The following is a 17188-nucleotide window of genomic DNA, read 5'->3' on the forward strand; positions in this document are numbered from 1 at the left end:
GTTCACGGTTGCGGTAGCCATACCCGTACCGACTCGGGCGGTGCGCGGAGAGTGGCGGGGCGCGATGAGTTCCCCGCACCACCCGAGTCGGTACGGGTATGGCTACCGCAACCGTGAACAGCATGCTTCTGTCGAGCGAGAACCCCGATGCGCTCGCCGAGTGGTACGGCGCCGTGTTCAACGCGCCCGTGTACCGGGAGATGAGCCCGTACGCCGTCGTGGACCTCGACGGCTTCTTCGTCATGTTCGATCGGCGTGACGACGTCACCGGGCCCAACCGGGACGGCGCCCGCGCCATCCTCAACGTCGAGCCCGACGATCCGGCGGCCGTGGCGGCGCGGATCGACGAGCTGGGCGGCACCTGGGTGAGTCCCCTCGAGAACCGTGACGGGCATCTGTTCGCCACCGCGCAGGACCCGGACGGAAACTGGATCCAGCTGATCCGTCTGAGCGACGAGGCAGAGGCGGAGATGGGTGCGCCGACCACCCCGTTCTGCGGGATCGCGGTCCGGGACATCGAGCAGGCCGCCTCGTTCTACCGCGAGGTGCTCGGCATGCGCGTCCTGCCGACGGAGATGGGCACGGCCTGGCTGCGGATCGACCGCCGCACGACGGTGCTGCTCTACCCCAAGCCCGATCACGTGCCGGCGGCGCACACGGTGCTCAATCTGCCCGTCACCGATGTCGAGGGTGCGGTGGCGGACCTCGCCGCGAAGGGCGTCGACTTCCTGCGGTACGACGGCTTCCCGCAGGACGAGCACGGCATCATGCGCGGGCACGGCCCCGACATCGCGTGGTTCACCGACCCGTCCGGGAACGTCGTGTCCGTCCTGGCCGCGGGCCCGCCGCCGCAGTGACCGGCCGCGGCGTCGGGCAGGAATGAAAATCGGCGCGTTCGGGCATCCGGTGATCGACACCGCTTGTCACTCGATCGGAAGGTTCACCCGCAGATGCCTACTCGTACCGCACGCACCGCTTGGAACGGCACCCTGGAGCAGGGCTCCGGCCAGGTCGAGTTGTCCAGTTCGAAGGCCGGGACGTTCGACGTCTCGTTCCCCAAGCGCGCCGCCGAGGACGCGGGCGGCACCACCAGCCCGGAGGAGCTGATCGCCGCGGCCCACACGTCGTGCTACGCGATGCAGCTCTCGGCCCTCATCGCCGAGGCCGGCGGCACGCCGCAGAGCCTCGAGGTCAGCGCGGACGTCTCCCTCGGCCCGGACACGCAGGGCTTCAAGCTGACAGGCATCGCGCTCACCGTGCGCGGTGAGGTCGAAGGGCTGGACGCCGACGGGTTCGCCAAGGCGGCGCAGGACGCCAAGGACACCTGCCCGGTCAGCAAGGCACTCACCGGCGTCGAGATCACGCTGGACGCCTCGCTCGACTGACCCACACCGACACGGGCGGCCCGCCCGCATCGCGACGATGCGGCGCGGGGCGTTCGTGTGTCAGAGGAACGCGCTGCTGCGCGTCACCACCTCGAAGGCGAGGGCGTTGTCCAACGGTCCGATCGGGGTGTCGGACGCGAGCTGGGTCGAGATCACCCAGTCCTGCCCGGCGGTGTCGGTCAGCAACCAGGCGCCCGCGACCTCGCCGGGGGCGTTGCCGTTCTTGTAGCCGACGTACGCCCAGCGCGACGGATCGAACTCCCCGCCGGGGTTCTGGGCGAGAATCTGCCGCACGACGTCGTTCTGCGGTCCGACGGCCAGCGACGCGAGGGCGGCGCACACGTCGTTGCCGGTGGCGTACCAGCCGACGTCGTCGGCGGTGGCCGGTCGCGTCGCGATGCCGAGGTAGTCCAGGTCGGCTGTGGCGGGATCGACCGGGTTGCTGTCGATGGTCCGGTCGGCGAGGCCCGCGAGGATCTGCCGACGCTCGGTGGTGTCGGCGTCACGCCACTGCGCGCGCCCGTCGGGTCGCCCCCACCCGAGCAGGAAGAACTCGCGGGTGGTGAGGAACGGTGTCAGCGCCGCGGCGTCGGAGCTTCCCGTCGCGGCCACCTCGGCCTCGACCGCCGCGCGACCGACGCGGTCGATCAGCAGGTCGGTGGCGGTGTTGTCGCTGACCGCGATCATGGCGTCGGCCGCCTCGCGGACGGTGACGACGGTGCCCTCGGGTGCGAGTTGCAACTGCCCCGACGGGGCCGACTTCCGCGCGTCGGTGACGGTCAGCGGCTCGTCCCACGTCACCGTTCCGGCGTCGACCGCGCGGGCGACGGCGCCGAGGACGTAGAGCTTGGCGACTGAGGCGAGGGGGAGCGTCTCGCCGGAGTTGAGATCATGGACGGTGTCGCACCGGCCGGCGTCGACCCGCGAGACGGTGTACGACGTGCGGGCGCCGACTGCGAGCAGAGCCGCGTCGACGTCGGCGAACGTCGCGACGTCGGGACTGTCGGGTTGTGCGGAGATCCCGGAGAGCCGCCCGTCGTCGGAGGCGCGGAGGCGCAAGGTCACCGGGGTGCCGCGGCCGGTCCGCAGCGAGACGGTGGACTCGGCGCCGTCGTCGGTACGGGCGTCCACAGTGATCGGCGCGCTCTGCTGGATCTGTGCGATCGGGCCGAGCAACCCGCCGATGGGCGCGAGGTCGGCCGTGAGCTCCGGGGTGGCCAGCGCGTCGACGGCTGCGGGGTCGATGGCCAGCGGATCGGTGGTGGTGATCCAGCCGAGCAGGGTGTCGGCCACGGGCGTGACCGCCGCGGCGGGGGCGGCAGACGGCGCGGTGGGGGCGGCGGTGTCGGCTCCGCCGCGGGCGGCCCCGGACTCGAGCAGAGGATCGACGCTGCCGCAGGCGGTCAGCCCCACCGTGGTGACGACGGCGGCCGCGGCGACGATCGCGCGGCGGGTGCCGCTCCGGGTTGGTGCCAGCCGCATGCGCGCCGCCTCGTCCGTCGGGGGTGATCGAGGCGAGTGCCGCGATCGGGTGTCGTCCTCCGACCCTAGCGATCCCCGTCCCCGGGCAGTCCCGAGGTCCGGTATCGCGGTGTTATCCGGGCGTGTCGCCGGTTCGGGTCGCCGGTACGTCGAGCACCACCTCGAACTCGAGCAACGACGCTCCCGATGCGACGGGCTTGGCGCGCTCCCCGGAGTGTGCGGCACGGGCGGGTCCGCCCGACCACGCCTGGAAGGATTCCTCGTCCTCCCACTGGGTGACCACGAAGTAGCGGTCGTCGCCCTGGACCGGGCGCAGCAACTGGAATCCGAGAAATCCCGGCGAGCCCTCCACCGCGCCCGCGCGCGCCGCGAAGCGCTTCTCGAGTTCGGGGCCGGCGCCGTCGGGAACCTCGATGGCATTGATCTTCACCACTGGCATACCGCGAGGTTACCGGGCTGCGACCGGCGCAGTCGGCGCTACGGTGGGCGTCGTGGTGGCTGTGCTGACCGATGCCGGGGGAACGGGCGAGCCGATCGTGCTGCTGCACGGGTTGATGGGCAGTGGACGGACCTGGCGTCGTCAGGTGCCGTGGTTGCGCGAGTTCGGGCAGGTGTCCGTCGTGGACGCCGAGGGGCATCGGGGGGCGCGGGACTCTCGTGCGGTGCCGACCACCGACGACTTCGTCGACGACCTCGTCGAGGTGCTGGGCGAGGGCGGTCCCGCGACGGTGATCGGTCACTCGATGGGCGGACTGCACGCGTGGTGCCTGGCGGCACGACGCCCGGACCTGGTGCGTGCGTTGGTGATCGAGGACATGGCGCCCGACTTCCGCGGGCTCACCTCGGCGCCGTGGGCGGCGACGATCGAGGCGTGGCCGCAGCCGTTCCCCGACGACGACGCGGTCCGGGCGTACTTCGGCGACGTGGCCGGGCAGTACTTCCTCGACTCCTTCGAGCGTCGTGACGACGGCTGGTGGCTGCACGGGGACGTCGCGACCTTCCGGGCGATCGCGGACGAGTGGGGTCGCCGCGACTTCTGGTCCGAGTGGTCCGCCGTCCGCGCTCCGGTGTTGTTGATCGAGGCCGAGCATTCCGTCACCCCGTCGGGCCAGATGGCGAGAATGCATGCGCTGCACCCCGAGTCGACGCACGTACGCATCGCCGGAGCCGGGCATCTGGTGCACGACGACAGGCCCGAGGACTACCGCCGCGTCGTCACCGAGTTCCTGCGGGCACGCTGACCGTCACCGGGGGTCAGGGGCCGGCTTCTCCGGCGAGCGCGAAGTCGCCGTGCGCGGTCTGCTCGATCAACCCGTCGTCGAGCAGGGACGCGAGGGCCCGCTCGCGCTGGCCGGGGTCGGTGGTCCACACCTGGTCGAGACGCGGCTTGGGGACCGGAGAGTCGCTGCCGCGCAACACGTCCATGAGCAGTCCCCGCACCTGACGGTCGGTGCCGGCGAACTTCTGCACGGTGCGAGCCGGGCCCTCGAGGGGCGGTCGGCCCGCCGACACCCACGCGCACTCGGGCAGCGGACAGCGATCGCACTCCGGGGTGCGGGCCTTGCAGATCACCGCGCCGAGTTCCATCAGGGCCGCGGAAAACGTGACGGCGGTGGGCACGTCGTGCGGCAGCAGGCCCTCCGCGTCGGCCAGATCCCGTGTCGTGCTGGGGTTCCCGGCGTCCGCGCGGCCGTGGACGGCGCGGGCAATCACCCGACGGACGTTGGTGTCCACCACGGGCACTCGCTGTCCGTACGCGAAACAGGCGACGGCGCGCGCGGTGTAGGCGCCGACTCCCGGCAGGGTCAGCAGGGTCTCGACGTCCTCGGGCACGCGGTCGTCGTGCTGCTCAGCGACCACCGCCGCGCACTCGTGCAGGCGCATCGCCCGCCGCGGGTAGCCGAGTTTTCCCCAGGCGCGCAACACCTCACCGCGTCCGGCCGCCGCCATCGCCGACGGCACGGGCCACCGCTCGATCCAGTCGAGCCAGATAGGGGCCACCCGCACGACGGGGGTCTGCTGCAACATCACCTCGCTGACGAGGATCTGCCAGCCCGTGACTCCGGGACGACGCCACGGCAGGTCGCGGGCGTCGGTGCGGAACCAGTCGACGAGTGTCTCCGTGAGCACACCGGACAAACCGGAATCGGTCACCGGAAGACCTCCCCTGAGCAGTGACGGTGTCGAATGCGCCGATGGCTACGTGCGAGTAACTCATGCGTCGGTCACACTGTATGCATGTCGAACACGAGTCCCCGCGAAGCCTGGACCGCACTCGTCGAAGGGAACCGGCGCTTCGTCGCCGACACTCCCGAGCATCCCAGTCAGGGAATCGACCATCGCGCATCGTTGGTCGGCGGCCAGCACCCCTCCGCCATCGTCTTCGGGTGCGCCGACTCCCGCGTGGCCGCCGAGATCATCTTCGACCAGGGCCTCGGCGACATGTTCGTCGTGCGCACCGCCGGCCACGTCGTCGACTCCGCGGTGCTCGGCTCCATCGAGTTCGGTGTCGAGGTGCTGAACACCCCGCTCATCGTGGTCCTCGGACACGACAGCTGCGGCGCCGTCAAGGCCACCATCGACGCGCTCGAGGCCGGCACCGTGCCCGGCGGCTTCATCCGCGACATCGTCGAGCGGGTCACGCCGTCGGTGCTCGAGGCCCGGCGCGAAGGGATCGACGGGGTCGACGAGGTGGTCGCGCGCCACGTGCTCGAGACCGGCAATTTGCTCACGCAGCGGTCCCCGATCATCGAGCGCCGCATCGCATCCGGGCAGCTCGCGATCGTGGGCGCCACGTACAAGTTGTCCGACGGCCGCATCGAGCTGCAGGGCGCGATCGGCGACATCGGCGAGACCGGTGTCGGCGGATTCGAGCGACGGGCCACCGCCTCCGCCTGACGCGGCGTTCCCGCGGATCGTTCCCGCGTGCGTGGACGGTGCATCGCCCGCACACGGCAGGACGTCCGCGGGAAGGGCGGACCCCGACACGCCGCGCCGGTTTCGCGGTTCGCCGCGACGGTGCACCTACGGTTGTAGTGTGCTCGAGCCCAACGGACCTCTGCCCCCCGAGATCTACTGGCGCCGTCGTGCGCTGGCGATCGGCGGCGCGGTGGTGGTCATCGGGCTCGTCGTGTGGCTCGTCGTGTCGTTGACCGGCGGCGGCTCCTCGGACACCCAGTCCGCCGCCGCGTCCGCCTCGCTCGCCCCCTCCGCGGCCACCACCTATCGGCCCGACGCGTCGGCGACGGGATCGCAGTCGTCCGGTGGTTCCGGCGGCGGTGGTGGTGGAGGCGCGGCCGCGAGCGGCGACACCTCGTCCAGCGGTGCGTCCGCCACGACGACGACGTCCTCCACTCCCGTTCCGCCCGGCCAGTGCCCCGACTCCTCGCTCGCGGTGCGCGCGACGCCGGATCAGCCGTCCTACCCGGCGGGCCAGGAGCCGGGGTTCACGGTGGTGGTCACCAACATCGGCACCACGGCATGCGAGCGCGACCTGGGTTCCGGGCTGCAGCAGGTGCTGGTCTACACCCTCGACGGGCGCCGTCTCTGGTCCAACACCGACTGCTTCCCCGCCGGCTCCGCCGATCTGCGGACGCTGCGGCCGGGTGAGCAGGCGCCGTTCACGGTGAAGTGGTCCGGCACCACCTCCGAACCCGGATGCGCGGCGCCGCGTGAGCCCGTCGGCGCGGGGTCCTACTCGGTGGTCGGCCAGCTGGGTCAGCTGCGCAGCGCGCCGGAGCCGTTCAACCTCACCTGAGTCCACGCAGCGGGGCCGGACCGGTCAGTCGAAGGGTCCGGAGATACTGGCTTCGGCCATGCGCGACAGTCCTTCTCGGATGTGTCGGGCCCACAGACCGCCGATGCCCTCCACCGACTGCAGGTCGGCCGCCGTGGCCGCGAGGAGCGTCTGCAGCGTGCCGAACGACGCCACCAGCCGCTGGATCTGCGTGAACTGCAGCCGGGGAACGCGGGTGAGTAGGCGGTATCCGCGGGGGCTCATCGGCGCGTCGAGGGCCTCGATGGTGCCGGGGTAGCCGAGGGCGCGGGCCAGGACGGTGAGGTCGAGCAGGTCGACGTCGGTGAGGCGGTCGAGTGCCGCGAGGGCGCGTTCCACCCCGGCCGTGGAGGGCGGTTCCGTCCCGGCGAGATAGTCCCGCACCACCAGTTGGCGAGCGATGTCGTTGTCGCCCACCAACTCTTCGAGCTGGAGCGCCAACTGCCGTCCGTCCGTCCCGAGTTCGAGGACGTTCTGCTCGATCTCCACCGACACCCGTCGCACCATCTCGAGGCGTTGCGCCACGGTGAGCGCGTCGCGGAGCGTGACCGAGTCCTCGATCTCGACGACGGAGAGCTGACGGCTCACCTCGTCCAGCCGGGCCTTGTAGCGCTCGAGCGTGGCGACGGCCTGGTTGGCGCGCGAGAGAATGGTGGCGGAGCCCTCGATGACGTGCCGGGTCCCGCCGACGTACACGCTGAGGATGCTCATCGACTGACTCACCGACACCACGGGATAGCCGGTGTGGATGGCCGTGCGCTCGGCCGCCCGGTGCCGGGTGCCCGACTCGACCGTGGGAATGGTGTGGTCCGGCACCAGCTGCACGTTGGCGCGCACGATCCGCGTGCCGTCGGTGGACAGGACCACGGCGCCGTCCATCTTGGACAGCTCACGCAGACGGGTGGGGGCGAACTCGACGTCGAGCACGAAGCCGCCGTCGCAGATGGCCTCGACCTCGGCGTCGTATCCCAGCACGATCAACCCGCCCGTGCGGCCGCGCAGGATCCGTTCGAGTCCGTCGCGGAGCGCGGTGCCCGGCGCCAGATCGGCGATCGCATCACGCAGCGTCGAGGAGGGGCGCGGCCGGTCGCCGAGAGTCGACGGGGTCGACGGCGGTGTGAACACGGTCTCGGTCACCGCACTCCCTCCTGCCTCGCCTGATGCGATCAGGGTACCGCCACCGTCCGCTCGTCCTCTGCGCGGAGTGCCGCGGATTCGGTCGCCCGCGACGACGACGCACCGGAGCGGCCGCGGGACCGAACCGTGGCCGCGAGGGCCTCGCCGACGGTGCTCACCGGCAGCAGCCGCATCCCGCGCGGAGCGGCGGTGGGCTTCTCGCCGCCGGCGGTGTCCCGCGGCACCACGGCGCGGGTGAACCCCAGCCGCGCCGCCTCGGCGAGCCGCCGGTCGACACCCGCCACGCGGCGGACCTCACCGGCCAGACCGACCTCGCCCAGCACCACCGTGTCGGGCGGGAGGGCGACGTCGAGCGTCGCCGACGCCACGGCAAGCGTCACCGCGAGATCGACCACCGGTTCCGTCGTCCGCATCCCGCCGACCGTCGCCGCGTAGACCTCGTGGGTGCCGACCTTGATGCCGCACCGCCGCTCGAGCACCGCGAGGATCATGGCCACCCGCGCGGAGTCGAGGCCGCTGACGGCGCGGCGCGGGGTCGGCATCTGGGTGGGGGCGACCAGGGCCTGGACCTCGGCGAGCAGGGCGCGCTTGCCGTCCATGGTGACCGTCACCGCCGTCCCCGGAACCGAGTCCGATCGATGGTGGAGGAACAGGCCGGACGGGTCCGCGATCCCGACGATGCCGCCCTCGCACAGCTCGAAGCACCCCACCTCGTCCGCGGCGCCGAAGCGGTTCTTCACGCCGCGGACCATGCGCAGGGACGAGTGCTCGTCCCCCTCGAAGTGCAGCACCACGTCGACGAGGTGCTCGAGCGACCGCGGACCCGCGACGGCGCCGTCCTTGGTGACGTGGCCGACCAGGATCACCGCCACCCCGTGCCCCTTGGCCAGCGACGTGAGCGCCGACGTGATGGCCCGCACCTGCGTGACGCCGCCGATGACCCCCTCGACGTCGGCCGCCTGCATGGTCTGCACCGAGTCGACGATCACCAGGGTGGGGGACACCTGCTCGACGTGACCGAAGACGGTGGCCAGATCGTTCTCCGCGGCGAGGAACACCCGCTCGTGCACGGCGCCGGTGCGGTCGGCGCGCAGGCGCACCTGCCCCGCCGACTCCTCGCCGGTGACGTAGAGGGCGACGTCGTCGGGACCACGCTCGGCCCATCGCCGGACCACCTCGAGCAGCAGGGTCGACTTGCCGACTCCGGGCTCACCGGCGAGGAGGACCACCGAGCCGGGCACGATGCCGCCGCCGAGCACGCGGTCGAGCTCCGCGACCCCGGTGGGGCGCGCGACCGACGCCGTTCCGGAGATCTCCGTCATCCGACGGGCGGGGGACGTCGGGATCATCGATCCCGCACCGGCCTTCGCGCCACTGGAGCCGGCGCGACCGGTCACCGGGACGGCGAGCGTGACCTCGTCCATCGAGCCCCAGGTCTCGCACTCGGGGCAGCGGCCCACCCACTTCGCGACGACGTGCGAGCAGTGGGAACAGCGATAGCTGGTGCGAGTCTTGGCCACGGGACGCAGCGTAGAGCGCCGGTCCGACAGGACCCGGGGGAAACTACTCCGCGCGCGGCGTGACCGGGCCCGCGTCGACCGGCACGTCGACGCGCACCTCGCCGGCGTTCTCGAACACGAACGTGGCGGGGACGGTGAGGCCGGGGCGAACCTGGTCGCTGAGGTCCTCGAGGGTGACGGAGAGCTCCTCGCTCTCCGGGTCGGTCAGCTGGCCCGCCGGGACGCCGCCGGTGACGGAGGCCTGCGGGGCGATCTCGACACCGGAGGCGGGCGCGCCCTCGACGACGACCTCGGCCGCGTCCTCGGTCTCGATGGACACGAGTCGGTCGGCCTCGGTGGCGCTGGTGTTGATGGCCGTGAAGACGAGCTCGGCGCGGCCACCCTCCTCGAGGCGGAATTCGGGACCGGTGGGGAAGAGCACGTGGACGTTGCGCAGCTGGATGTTCGCCTGGTCCGCGCCGTTGCCGTTGATGGCGGCGACCTGCGTGGCGGTCTGGGCGATCTGGCCGGAGCCGCACGCGGACAGTGCCAGGGCGGCACCGACGGCCACGGCGGCGGCCGCGACGCGAGCCGGGCGGAAGGGGCGAAGCGTTGCGGTCACTGGGGTTCGTCCTCCATGTATGAGCACCGGCATGTGCGAGCGGCCGTCGGCCGATGATCGCCGACGCGGCGCTGCGCGTCCACTACGGGAGAGCGTAGTAGCCGACCGCCCCGGGTCTCCCGCTGGGGCACACCCGGGGCCGCTCGATACATGGATCGGTACTGCTGTCAACCCCGCCGGTCAACCCCCTGCACGCTCTGACCTGCACCGTTGGCCGGAGGGCTGTCGGCGGGCGTGTTAAACTGGCCATATCGAAAGGGGCTACGAACACATGATTTTCAAGGTCGGAGACACCGTCGTCTACCCGCACCACGGAGCGGCGCTGATCGAAGCTATCGAAACACGAACCATCAAGGGCGAGCAGAAGGAATACCTCGTTCTCAAGGTTGCACAGGGTGATCTGACCGTTCGAGTCCCGGCCGACAACGCCGAGTACGTCGGCGTGCGGGACGTGGTGGGCCAGGAGGGTCTGGACAAGGTCTTCCAGGTGCTGCGTGCACCGCACACCGAGGAGCCCACCAACTGGTCCCGCCGGTACAAGGCGAACCTCGAGAAGTTGGCGTCGGGCGATGTCAACAAGGTCGCCGAGGTCGTGCGTGACCTGTGGCGTCGCGAGCAGGATCGCGGCCTGTCCGCGGGCGAGAAGCGCATGCTGGCCAAGGCTCGTCAGATCCTGGTCGGCGAACTGGCGCTGGCCGAGGGCACCGATCAGGTGAAGGCCGACACCATCCTCGACGAGGTCCTGGCCGCGGCGTCCTGATCGCGAGCAGCACCGAGTAACGCCGATGGCGTACGTGGCCGCGCTGGTTCCGGCTGCCGGAATGGGACTTCGCCTCGGCGAGAATCTGCCCAAGGCATTCGTGGACTTGAGCGGACGCACTCTTCTCGACCGGGCGCTGGACGGCCTTCTGGCCTCCGGCGCCCTGTCGCAAGTGGTGGTCGTCGTCCCCGGTCCGCTGGTGGATCGCACGCGGGAGATCTGCGCGCGCGTCGCCGGTGACGTGCCGATCGACGTCGTCGTCGGCGGGGCCGAGCGGGCCGATTCGGTGCGCGCGGGTCTGCGCGCCGTCGACCGGGCCGACGTGGTCCTGGTGCACGACGCCGCCCGCTGCCTCACCCCGCCCGAGACCGTCGCCCGCGTGGTCGACGCCGTGCTGGCCGGGTCTCCGGCCGTGGTGCCCGTCCTCCCCGTGGTCGACACGATGAAGTCGGTCGACGCGGACGGCGTCGTCACCGGCACCGTCGACCGGGCGTCGTTGCGCTCGGTGCAGACGCCCCAGGGGTTCGACGCCGACGTGCTCAGGCGCGCCCACGCCGCCGCCGACCACGCCACGGACGACGCCGGCCTGGTCGAACGCCTGGGCGTGCCGGTCACCACCGTCCCCGGCCACCCCGAGGCCTTCAAGATCACCACCCCGATGGACCTGGTGCTGGCGCGCGCGGTGCTTGCGGCGCGGCAGCCGGTCGGAAGCGAGAGCGGCTGAGATGCGCGTGGGAATCGGCACGGACGTCCACCCGATCGAGGTGGGCCGCGACTGCTGGCTGGCCGGACTGCTGTTCGACGACGCCGACGGCTGCTCGGGCCACTCCGACGGCGACGTCGCGGCGCACGCGCTGTGCGACGCCCTGCTGTCCGCCGCCGGGCTGGGCGACCTGGGGTCGGTGTTCGGCACCGGCCGGCCGGAGTGGGACGGCGTCAGCGGGGCGACGATGCTGACCCACGTGCAGGAACTGCTGCTCGAGCACGGGTTCCGGGTGGGCAACGCCGCCGTCCAGATCATCGGTAACCGTCCCAAGATCGGTCCGCGCCGAGCGGAGGCGCAGCAGGTGCTCTCGGCGGTGGTGGGTGCGCCGGTGTCCGTCTCGGCCACGACGACGGACGGGCTCGGACTCACCGGTCGCGGCGAGGGGATCGCGGCGATGGCGACCGCCCTGGTCCTGGACGGACCGGATTCCCGGTAGAATCGGCCGTCGTGACCCTGCGCCTCTACGACACCGCGACCAGGGCCGTGCGGGACTTCGTTCCGCTGGCCGACGGACATGCCTCGGTGTACCTGTGTGGCGCGACGGTGCAGGGCCATCCGCACATCGGCCACGTCCGCAGCGGTGTCGCGTTCGACGTTCTCCGGAGATGGCTGACGGCAACGGGTTTCGACGTGGCCTTCGTGCGCAACGTCACCGACATCGACGACAAGATCCTCACCAAGGCCGCCGCTGCGGGACGTCCGTGGTGGGAGTGGGCCGCGACGTTCGAGCGGTCGTTCACCGCGGCGTACGACGCGCTGGGCGTCCTGCCCCCGTCGGCCGAACCGCGCGCCACCGGGCACGTCACGCAGATGGTGGAGCTCATCCAGCGCCTCATCGACGCCGGTCACGCCTACGCGGCGGCGGGTGACGTCTACTTCGACGTCCTGAGCTACCCCGAGTACGGTGCGTTGTCCGGGCACAAGCTCGACGACGTCCATCAGGGCGAGTCGGTCGCCGAGGGCAAGCGCGATCCGCGGGACTTCACGCTGTGGAAGGCCGCCAAGCCGGGTGAGCCGTCCTGGCCGACGCCGTGGGGGCGGGGACGTCCCGGGTGGCATCTCGAGTGCTCGGCCATGGCGGGTGCCTACCTGGGCGAGAAGTTCGACATCCATTGCGGCGGGCTGGATCTGGTGTTCCCGCATCACGAGAACGAGTTGGCCCAGTCCCGCGCGGCGGGCGACGGTTTCGCGCAGTACTGGCTGCACAACGGCTGGGTCACCATGAGCGGCGAGAAGATGTCGAAGTCGCTGGGCAACGTCGTCTCCATCCCCACCATGCTGGAATCGGTTCGGGCGCAGGAACTTCGGTACTACCTCGGGAGCGCTCACTACCGGTCGATGCTCGAGTACTCGTTCGAGGCGCTGCAGGAAGCGGCGTCGGCGTACCGGAGCGTCGAAACGTTCGTCACCCGCACCGCGGAGCGAGCCGGGGACGTCCCGGTGGGCACGTGGACCGACGCGTTCGCCGAGGCGCTCGACGACGATCTCGCCGTGCCTCGCGCGCTGGCCGAGGTGCACCGACTGCGCCGCGAGGGCAACTCCGCCCTGGCCGCGGGTGACCTCGACGGCGCGGTCGCGGCGGCGTCGTCGGTTCGCGCGATGACCGCCGTGCTCGGCGTCGACCCGCTGGACCCGCACTGGAGCGCCGGGACCGCCGACGCCTCGGCCGAGCGGGCCGCCCTGGGCGCGCTCGTCGCCGACGATCTCGATCTGCGCGCGGCCGCCAAGGCCGGCAAGGACTGGCCCACGGCGGACCGCATCCGGGACCGCCTGGCGGGCGCGGGCGTGCAGATCACCGACACCCCCGACGGCCCCGAGTGGTCGATCGTGGCGAAGGATGTGGAGAAGTAATGGCAGGCAATTCGGCTCGACGCGGCGCCGTCCGCAAGACGGGAACCAAGAAGGGCCAGGTCGTCGGCTCCGGCGGCAAGCGTCGGAAGGGCCTCGAGGGTCGCGGCGCGACGCCGCCCGCGTCGGAGCGCACCAAGCATCCCGCCGCGCGTCGTGCGCGGGCCGCGGCCAAGACGACCGGGCCGACGACGTCCGGCGGCCGGGGACGTCCGCCCGTGCGCAAGACCGAGGACGGACCCGAGAACGTGCTCGGCCGCAACCCGGTCCTCGAGTGCCTGCGGGCCGGCGTGCCCGCCACCGCGCTGTACGTGGCGTCGGGCACCGAGGCGGACGATCGGCTCAAGGAAAGCGTGCAGATCGCCGCGGACAACGGCATCTCGATCCTCGAGGTGTCGCGCACCGATCTGGATCGCATGAGCAGCAACGGCATGCACCAGGGCATCGCGCTGCAGGTGCCGCCGTACCGGTACGCGCATCCGGACGACCTGCTGGCGCAGGCCCGGACTCGTCAGGAGCCCGCGCTGCTGGTCGCGCTGGACAACATCTCCGACCCGCGCAACCTCGGCGCCGTCGTGCGGTCCGTCGCCGCGTTCGGTGGGCACGGTGTGGTGATCCCGCAGCGACGCAGCGCCAGCGTCACCGCCGTTGCGTGGCGCACCAGTGCCGGTGCGGCCGCGCGTCTGCCGATCGCCCGCGCGACCAACCTCACCCGCACCCTGAAGAGTTGGGCCGACCAGGGCGTGCAGGTGGTGGGACTCGACGCGGGCGGCGACACCACGCTGGACGCGTACGACGGCTCGGGCCCGGTGGTCGTCGTGGTCGGGTCCGAGGGCAAGGGTCTCTCGCGCCTGGTCCGCGAGACCTGCGATCACGTGCTGTCCATCCCGATGGCCGGCGAGGTGGAATCGCTGAACGCGTCCGTCGCGGCGGGTGTGGTCCTCGCGGACATCGCGCGACAGCGTCGGGGACGCTAGCGCCTGGTCGATCCCCGTCGCACACTGACGGGATGAGCCGCACCACGTACTACACCGCCTGTTCCCTGGACGGATTCCTCGCGACGGAGGACGACTCGCTCGACTGGCTGTTCCGCCAGCGCATCGACGAGGACGGCCCCATGAACCACGGCGCCTTCATGGCGGGCGTCGGCGCCCTGGTCATGGGCGCGACCACCTACGGCTGGGTGGTCGATCACGGTGAGCGCACCGGGGAGCCCTGGGCGTACACCGTGCCGACGTGGGTGGTCACCCACCGGCAGTTCCCGCCGACCGAGAACGACGTCCGGTTCGTGTTCGGGGACGTCGAGTCCTGGTGGCCCGGCGTCGTCGACTCGGCCGGTGATCGGGAGATCTGGGTGGTCGGGGGCGGTGACCTGGCCGGACAGATCGCCGACGCCGGTCACCTCGACCGGATGCTGGTCCAGTACGCGCCGGTGACGCTGGGCTCCGGCCGTCCACTCCTGCCGCGGGTGCGGGACTTCGCGCTGGTCGACGTGGTGCGGAACCAGGACTTCGTGTGCGCGGAGTTCGCGGTGGTGCGGTAGAGGCGAGCGGCTCCCCGGTTCCGATCGGGCACCTCCGATCGGGGGAGCCGCTGCGCAACCGGGGCGCCGTTCAGTGGGTGAAGCGCAGGGTGCTGCCGGGCCGGGCCTGTGCGGCGAGGTCCACGTCCGCGGCCGCGACCACCGCGATCACGGGGTAGCCGCCGGTCACGGGGTGATCGGCGAGGAACAGCACGGGCATGCCCGACGGCGGGACCTGCAGTGCGCCCGGCACCATGCCTTCGCTGGGGAGTTCGTCGTCGCGGCTGCGGCGGAGGGGCTCGTCGGCGGTCAGTCGGACGCCGACGCGGTTGCTGTCGGGCGTGACCGTCCAGGCCGTGCCGAGCAGGTGGTCGAGGGCGTCGGGTGCGAACCAGTCGGCGCGCGGACCGGGGACGACGCGGAGCGCCCGGTCGGGCAGCCCGTACGGGTTCAGGTCGGTGGCGGGCTCGTCGCCGTACTCTGACCCGACGGCGTGGACGTCGCCGTCGGCGAGCGGGGTCGGACCGATGCCCGACAGCGCGTCGGTGGCGCGGCTGCCCAGCACGCGTGGCACGTCGATGCCGCCGCGCACGGCGAGGTAGGCGCGCAGACCGGTCGGGGCGACGTCGAGTCGGATCTCGGCACCGGCCGCGACGGCGACCGCCGTGCCCGGCCCCTGGCGGACGCCGTCGACGAACCACGGGGCGGGTGCGCCGGTGAGCGCGACGAGGAGGGCGCTGTCGGTGCGGACGACGAGCCCGCCGAGGGTGACCTCCAGGGTGGCGGCGTTGATGTCGTTGCCCACCAGCCGGTTCGCGGCGTCGTGCGACCAGCGGTCGGCGGCACCGGACCGGCCGACCCCGAGCGACGCCCACCCGGGGCGCCCGCGGTCCTGCACCGTCGTGGACGGGCCGGCGGCGACCACGGTCAGCGTCCCCATGTCAGCCCACCTGCCGAAACTGCACGCGCGTACCGGGGACGATCAGCGCGGGCGGGTCCCGGTCGACGGACCACAGCGCGGCGTCGGTGCGTCCGATGAGTTGCCACCCGCCGGGTGACGACGACGGGTAGACGGCCGAATAGTTCCCGGCGAGGGCGACGGAGCCGGCCGGGACGGAGGTGCGGGGGTCGCGTCGTCGGGGAACGTCGAGTGCGAGATCGCTGACCAGGTACGCGAATCCGGGGGAGAAGCCGCAGAAGGCCGCTGTCCAGACGCTGCCGGTGTGGTCGGCGACGACGTCCCGTCCGGTGGCGTCGCGGACGGCCTCGAGGTCGGGTCCGTCGTACACCACGTCGAGGGTCACCAGGTCGCCGCTCGTGTCGGACGGGTCCGCGGGTGGGGTCGAGCGCAGCCACCGTGCGACGGCTTCGGGGTCGGCGTCGTCGGTCAGCATGGCGAGCACCGTGGTGGCGGCGGGCACGAGCTCGGCGATGCCCGCGTGACCGGTGGCCCACCCGGCGTGATGGCGGGCGACGTCCTTAGTGTTGTCGAAGTCCACCAGCAGTGCGCGGTCGCCGGCGCGGTAGATCCTCATGCGAACGGACTCGTGTCGATGCCGTTGTGCTGCAGCAGGTCTCGAACGGCATGAGCCATGTCCACGGCGGCGGGCGTGTCCCCGTGCAGGCAGACCGAGTCGGCGCGGACGGAGACGTCGGATCCGTCGATCGCGGTGACCGTGCCCTCGGTGACCAGTCGCAGCACGCGGCGGGCGACGTCGTCGACGTCGTGCAGCACGGCGCCCGGTTCGCGCCGGGACACCAGCGTTCCCTCCGGGGTGTAGGCGCGGTCGGCGAAGGCTTCGGGGATCGCGCGCAGTCCGGCGGCCTCGGCCCGGCGCAGGAATTCCGAGCCGGGCAGGCCCAGGACCGGGAGGGACGCGTCGTAGGCCGTGACGGCGTCGACCACGGCCTGCGCCTGCGCCTCGTGGTGGACGATCGTGTTGTACAGCGCCCCATGGGGTTTGACGTAGGACACCCGTCCGCCCGCCACTCGTGCGAGCCCGTCCAGCGCGCCGAGCTGGTAGATCACGTCGGCGGTGAGGTCCTCGGCGGTGACGTCGACGAAGCGCCGCCCGAACCCCACCAGATCGTGATAGCCCACTTGGGCGCCGATCCGCACCCCGGCGGTCACGGCCTCGCGACAGGTCCGCAGCAGCGTCGTCGGGTCCCCGGCGTGGAAGCCGCACGCGATGTTGGCGCTGGTGACGACGGCGAGCATGGCGGCGTCGTCACCGAGGGTCCAGGTGCCGTAGCCCTCACCGAGATCCGCATTGAGGTCCACCATGATTTGAGCCTAGAGGTTCCCGCGCTGCCGATGTGCTCGCGCGCTGCCTGCAGTCAGCGCGGGACCATGCTCGCAGCGCGGGAAGGGGGAAGGGAGTGGGGGGAGGGG

At 71.9% G+C, this 17188-nt stretch carries 20 protein-coding genes; 11 read left to right on the plus strand and 9 right to left on the minus strand.

The window, feature by feature from the left end; translation table 11 throughout:
- Positions 1 to 98 precede the first annotated feature (98 nt).
- Positions 99 to 857, plus strand: a complete 759-nt coding sequence (locus tag HQ603_RS18240) for a VOC family protein (RefSeq protein WP_222686168.1) — start codon at positions 99 to 101, stop codon at positions 855 to 857.
- A gap of 93 nt (positions 858 to 950) precedes the next feature.
- On the plus strand, positions 951 to 1385 hold the full coding sequence (locus tag HQ603_RS18245) for an OsmC family peroxiredoxin (protein ID WP_068106420.1): 435 nt from the start codon (positions 951 to 953) through the stop codon (positions 1383 to 1385).
- 60 nt (positions 1386 to 1445) lie between these two features.
- Here HQ603_RS18245 and HQ603_RS18250 read toward each other — a convergent pair whose 3' ends face one another.
- Positions 1446 to 2867 (minus strand): serine hydrolase, encoded by a 1422-nt coding sequence (locus tag HQ603_RS18250; RefSeq protein WP_222686169.1) that lies wholly within the window; start codon positions 2865 to 2867, stop codon positions 1446 to 1448.
- A 112-nt stretch (positions 2868 to 2979) separates the two neighbouring features.
- Complete coding sequence (mhuD, locus tag HQ603_RS18255; protein WP_222686170.1) at positions 2980 to 3306, minus strand: antibiotic biosynthesis monooxygenase family protein; 327 nt, start codon at positions 3304 to 3306, stop codon at positions 2980 to 2982.
- A gap of 61 nt (positions 3307 to 3367) precedes the next feature.
- Between mhuD and HQ603_RS18260 the strand changes: the two genes are divergently transcribed.
- Entirely contained in the window at positions 3368 to 4108 is a 741-nt protein-coding gene (locus tag HQ603_RS18260) for an alpha/beta fold hydrolase (protein ID WP_308126614.1), read from the plus strand.
- A 13-nt stretch (positions 4109 to 4121) separates the two neighbouring features.
- On the opposite strand, the gene HQ603_RS18265 is transcribed toward HQ603_RS18260, so the two are convergent.
- Positions 4122 to 5021, minus strand: coding sequence for an A/G-specific adenine glycosylase (locus HQ603_RS18265; RefSeq protein WP_371831073.1), 900 nt, complete (start codon positions 5019 to 5021; stop codon positions 4122 to 4124).
- An 84-nt stretch (positions 5022 to 5105) separates the two neighbouring features.
- Here HQ603_RS18265 and HQ603_RS18270 point away from each other — a divergent pair, with 84 nt between their 5' ends.
- Positions 5106 to 5765 carry a carbonic anhydrase gene (locus tag HQ603_RS18270; RefSeq protein ID WP_222686172.1) on the plus strand — a complete coding sequence of 220 codons (660 nt, stop codon included), beginning with the start codon at positions 5106 to 5108 and terminating at the stop codon, positions 5763 to 5765.
- 139 nt (positions 5766 to 5904) lie between these two features.
- The gene (locus HQ603_RS18275; protein ID WP_222686173.1) at positions 5905 to 6624 is read left to right on the plus strand and encodes a hypothetical protein; all 720 of its coding nucleotides are present in this window, start codon (positions 5905 to 5907) and stop codon (positions 6622 to 6624) included.
- 24 nt (positions 6625 to 6648) lie between these two features.
- Here HQ603_RS18275 and disA read toward each other — a convergent pair whose 3' ends face one another.
- Genes disA through HQ603_RS18290 form a run of 3 tightly spaced genes read right to left on the minus strand, consistent with a single transcriptional unit; the run spans position 6649 to position 9900 of the window.
- On the minus strand, positions 6649 to 7767 hold the full coding sequence (gene disA, locus HQ603_RS18280) for a DNA integrity scanning diadenylate cyclase DisA (RefSeq protein WP_222686185.1): 1119 nt from the start codon (positions 7765 to 7767) through the stop codon (positions 6649 to 6651).
- Positions 7768 to 7808: 41 nt separating this feature from the next.
- Entirely contained in the window at positions 7809 to 9299 is a 1491-nt protein-coding gene (gene radA / locus HQ603_RS18285) for a DNA repair protein RadA (RefSeq protein WP_222686174.1), read from the minus strand.
- A gap of 43 nt (positions 9300 to 9342) precedes the next feature.
- Positions 9343 to 9900 carry a copper chaperone PCu(A)C gene (locus tag HQ603_RS18290; RefSeq protein ID WP_308126613.1) on the minus strand — a complete coding sequence of 186 codons (558 nt, stop codon included), beginning with the start codon at positions 9898 to 9900 and terminating at the stop codon, positions 9343 to 9345.
- Positions 9901 to 10171: 271 nt separating this feature from the next.
- On the opposite strand from HQ603_RS18290, the gene carD reads away from it, so the two are divergent.
- The 6 genes from carD to HQ603_RS18320 are packed head-to-tail and all read left to right on the plus strand — an operon-like array spanning position 10172 to position 14817.
- Positions 10172 to 10660 (plus strand): RNA polymerase-binding transcription factor CarD, encoded by a 489-nt coding sequence (carD, locus tag HQ603_RS18295; protein WP_068103613.1) that lies wholly within the window; start codon positions 10172 to 10174, stop codon positions 10658 to 10660.
- 25 nt (positions 10661 to 10685) lie between these two features.
- Positions 10686 to 11384 (plus strand): 2-C-methyl-D-erythritol 4-phosphate cytidylyltransferase, encoded by a 699-nt coding sequence (ispD, locus tag HQ603_RS18300; RefSeq protein ID WP_222686176.1) that lies wholly within the window; start codon positions 10686 to 10688, stop codon positions 11382 to 11384.
- A 1-nt stretch (position 11385) separates the two neighbouring features.
- Entirely contained in the window at positions 11386 to 11862 is a 477-nt protein-coding gene (gene ispF / locus HQ603_RS18305; RefSeq protein ID WP_222686177.1) for a 2-C-methyl-D-erythritol 2,4-cyclodiphosphate synthase, read from the plus strand.
- Between the two features lie 11 nt (positions 11863 to 11873).
- Positions 11874 to 13277, plus strand: coding sequence for a cysteine--tRNA ligase (cysS, locus tag HQ603_RS18310; protein ID WP_222686178.1), 1404 nt, complete (start codon positions 11874 to 11876; stop codon positions 13275 to 13277).
- Positions 13277 to 14251: a 23S rRNA (guanosine(2251)-2'-O)-methyltransferase RlmB gene (gene rlmB, locus HQ603_RS18315; protein ID WP_222686179.1), complete on the plus strand. Its 975-nt coding sequence runs from the start codon at positions 13277 to 13279 to the stop codon at positions 14249 to 14251. Before cysS ends, rlmB begins: the two co-directional genes overlap by 1 nt.
- Before the next feature lie 32 nt (positions 14252 to 14283).
- Positions 14284 to 14817, plus strand: a complete 534-nt coding sequence (locus HQ603_RS18320; protein WP_222686180.1) for a dihydrofolate reductase family protein — start codon at positions 14284 to 14286, stop codon at positions 14815 to 14817.
- A gap of 70 nt (positions 14818 to 14887) precedes the next feature.
- Here the strand turns inward: HQ603_RS18320 and HQ603_RS18325 are convergent, their stop codons facing one another.
- Genes HQ603_RS18325 through HQ603_RS18335 form a run of 3 tightly spaced genes read right to left on the minus strand, consistent with a single transcriptional unit; the run spans position 14888 to position 17080 of the window.
- Complete coding sequence (locus HQ603_RS18325; protein WP_222686181.1) at positions 14888 to 15736, minus strand: biotin-dependent carboxyltransferase family protein; 849 nt, start codon at positions 15734 to 15736, stop codon at positions 14888 to 14890.
- A 1-nt stretch (position 15737) separates the two neighbouring features.
- Complete coding sequence (locus tag HQ603_RS18330) at positions 15738 to 16331, minus strand: 5-oxoprolinase subunit B family protein (RefSeq protein ID WP_222686182.1); 594 nt, start codon at positions 16329 to 16331, stop codon at positions 15738 to 15740.
- Positions 16328 to 17080, minus strand: a complete 753-nt coding sequence (locus HQ603_RS18335) for a LamB/YcsF family protein (protein ID WP_222686183.1) — start codon at positions 17078 to 17080, stop codon at positions 16328 to 16330. The genes HQ603_RS18330 and HQ603_RS18335 overlap by 4 nt, the downstream gene beginning before the upstream one ends.
- Positions 17081 to 17188: the final 108 nt, after the last annotated feature.

The organism is Rhodococcoides corynebacterioides (assembly GCF_019834675.1).
Classification (GTDB): domain Bacteria; phylum Actinomycetota; class Actinomycetes; order Mycobacteriales; family Mycobacteriaceae; genus Rhodococcoides; species Rhodococcoides corynebacterioides_A.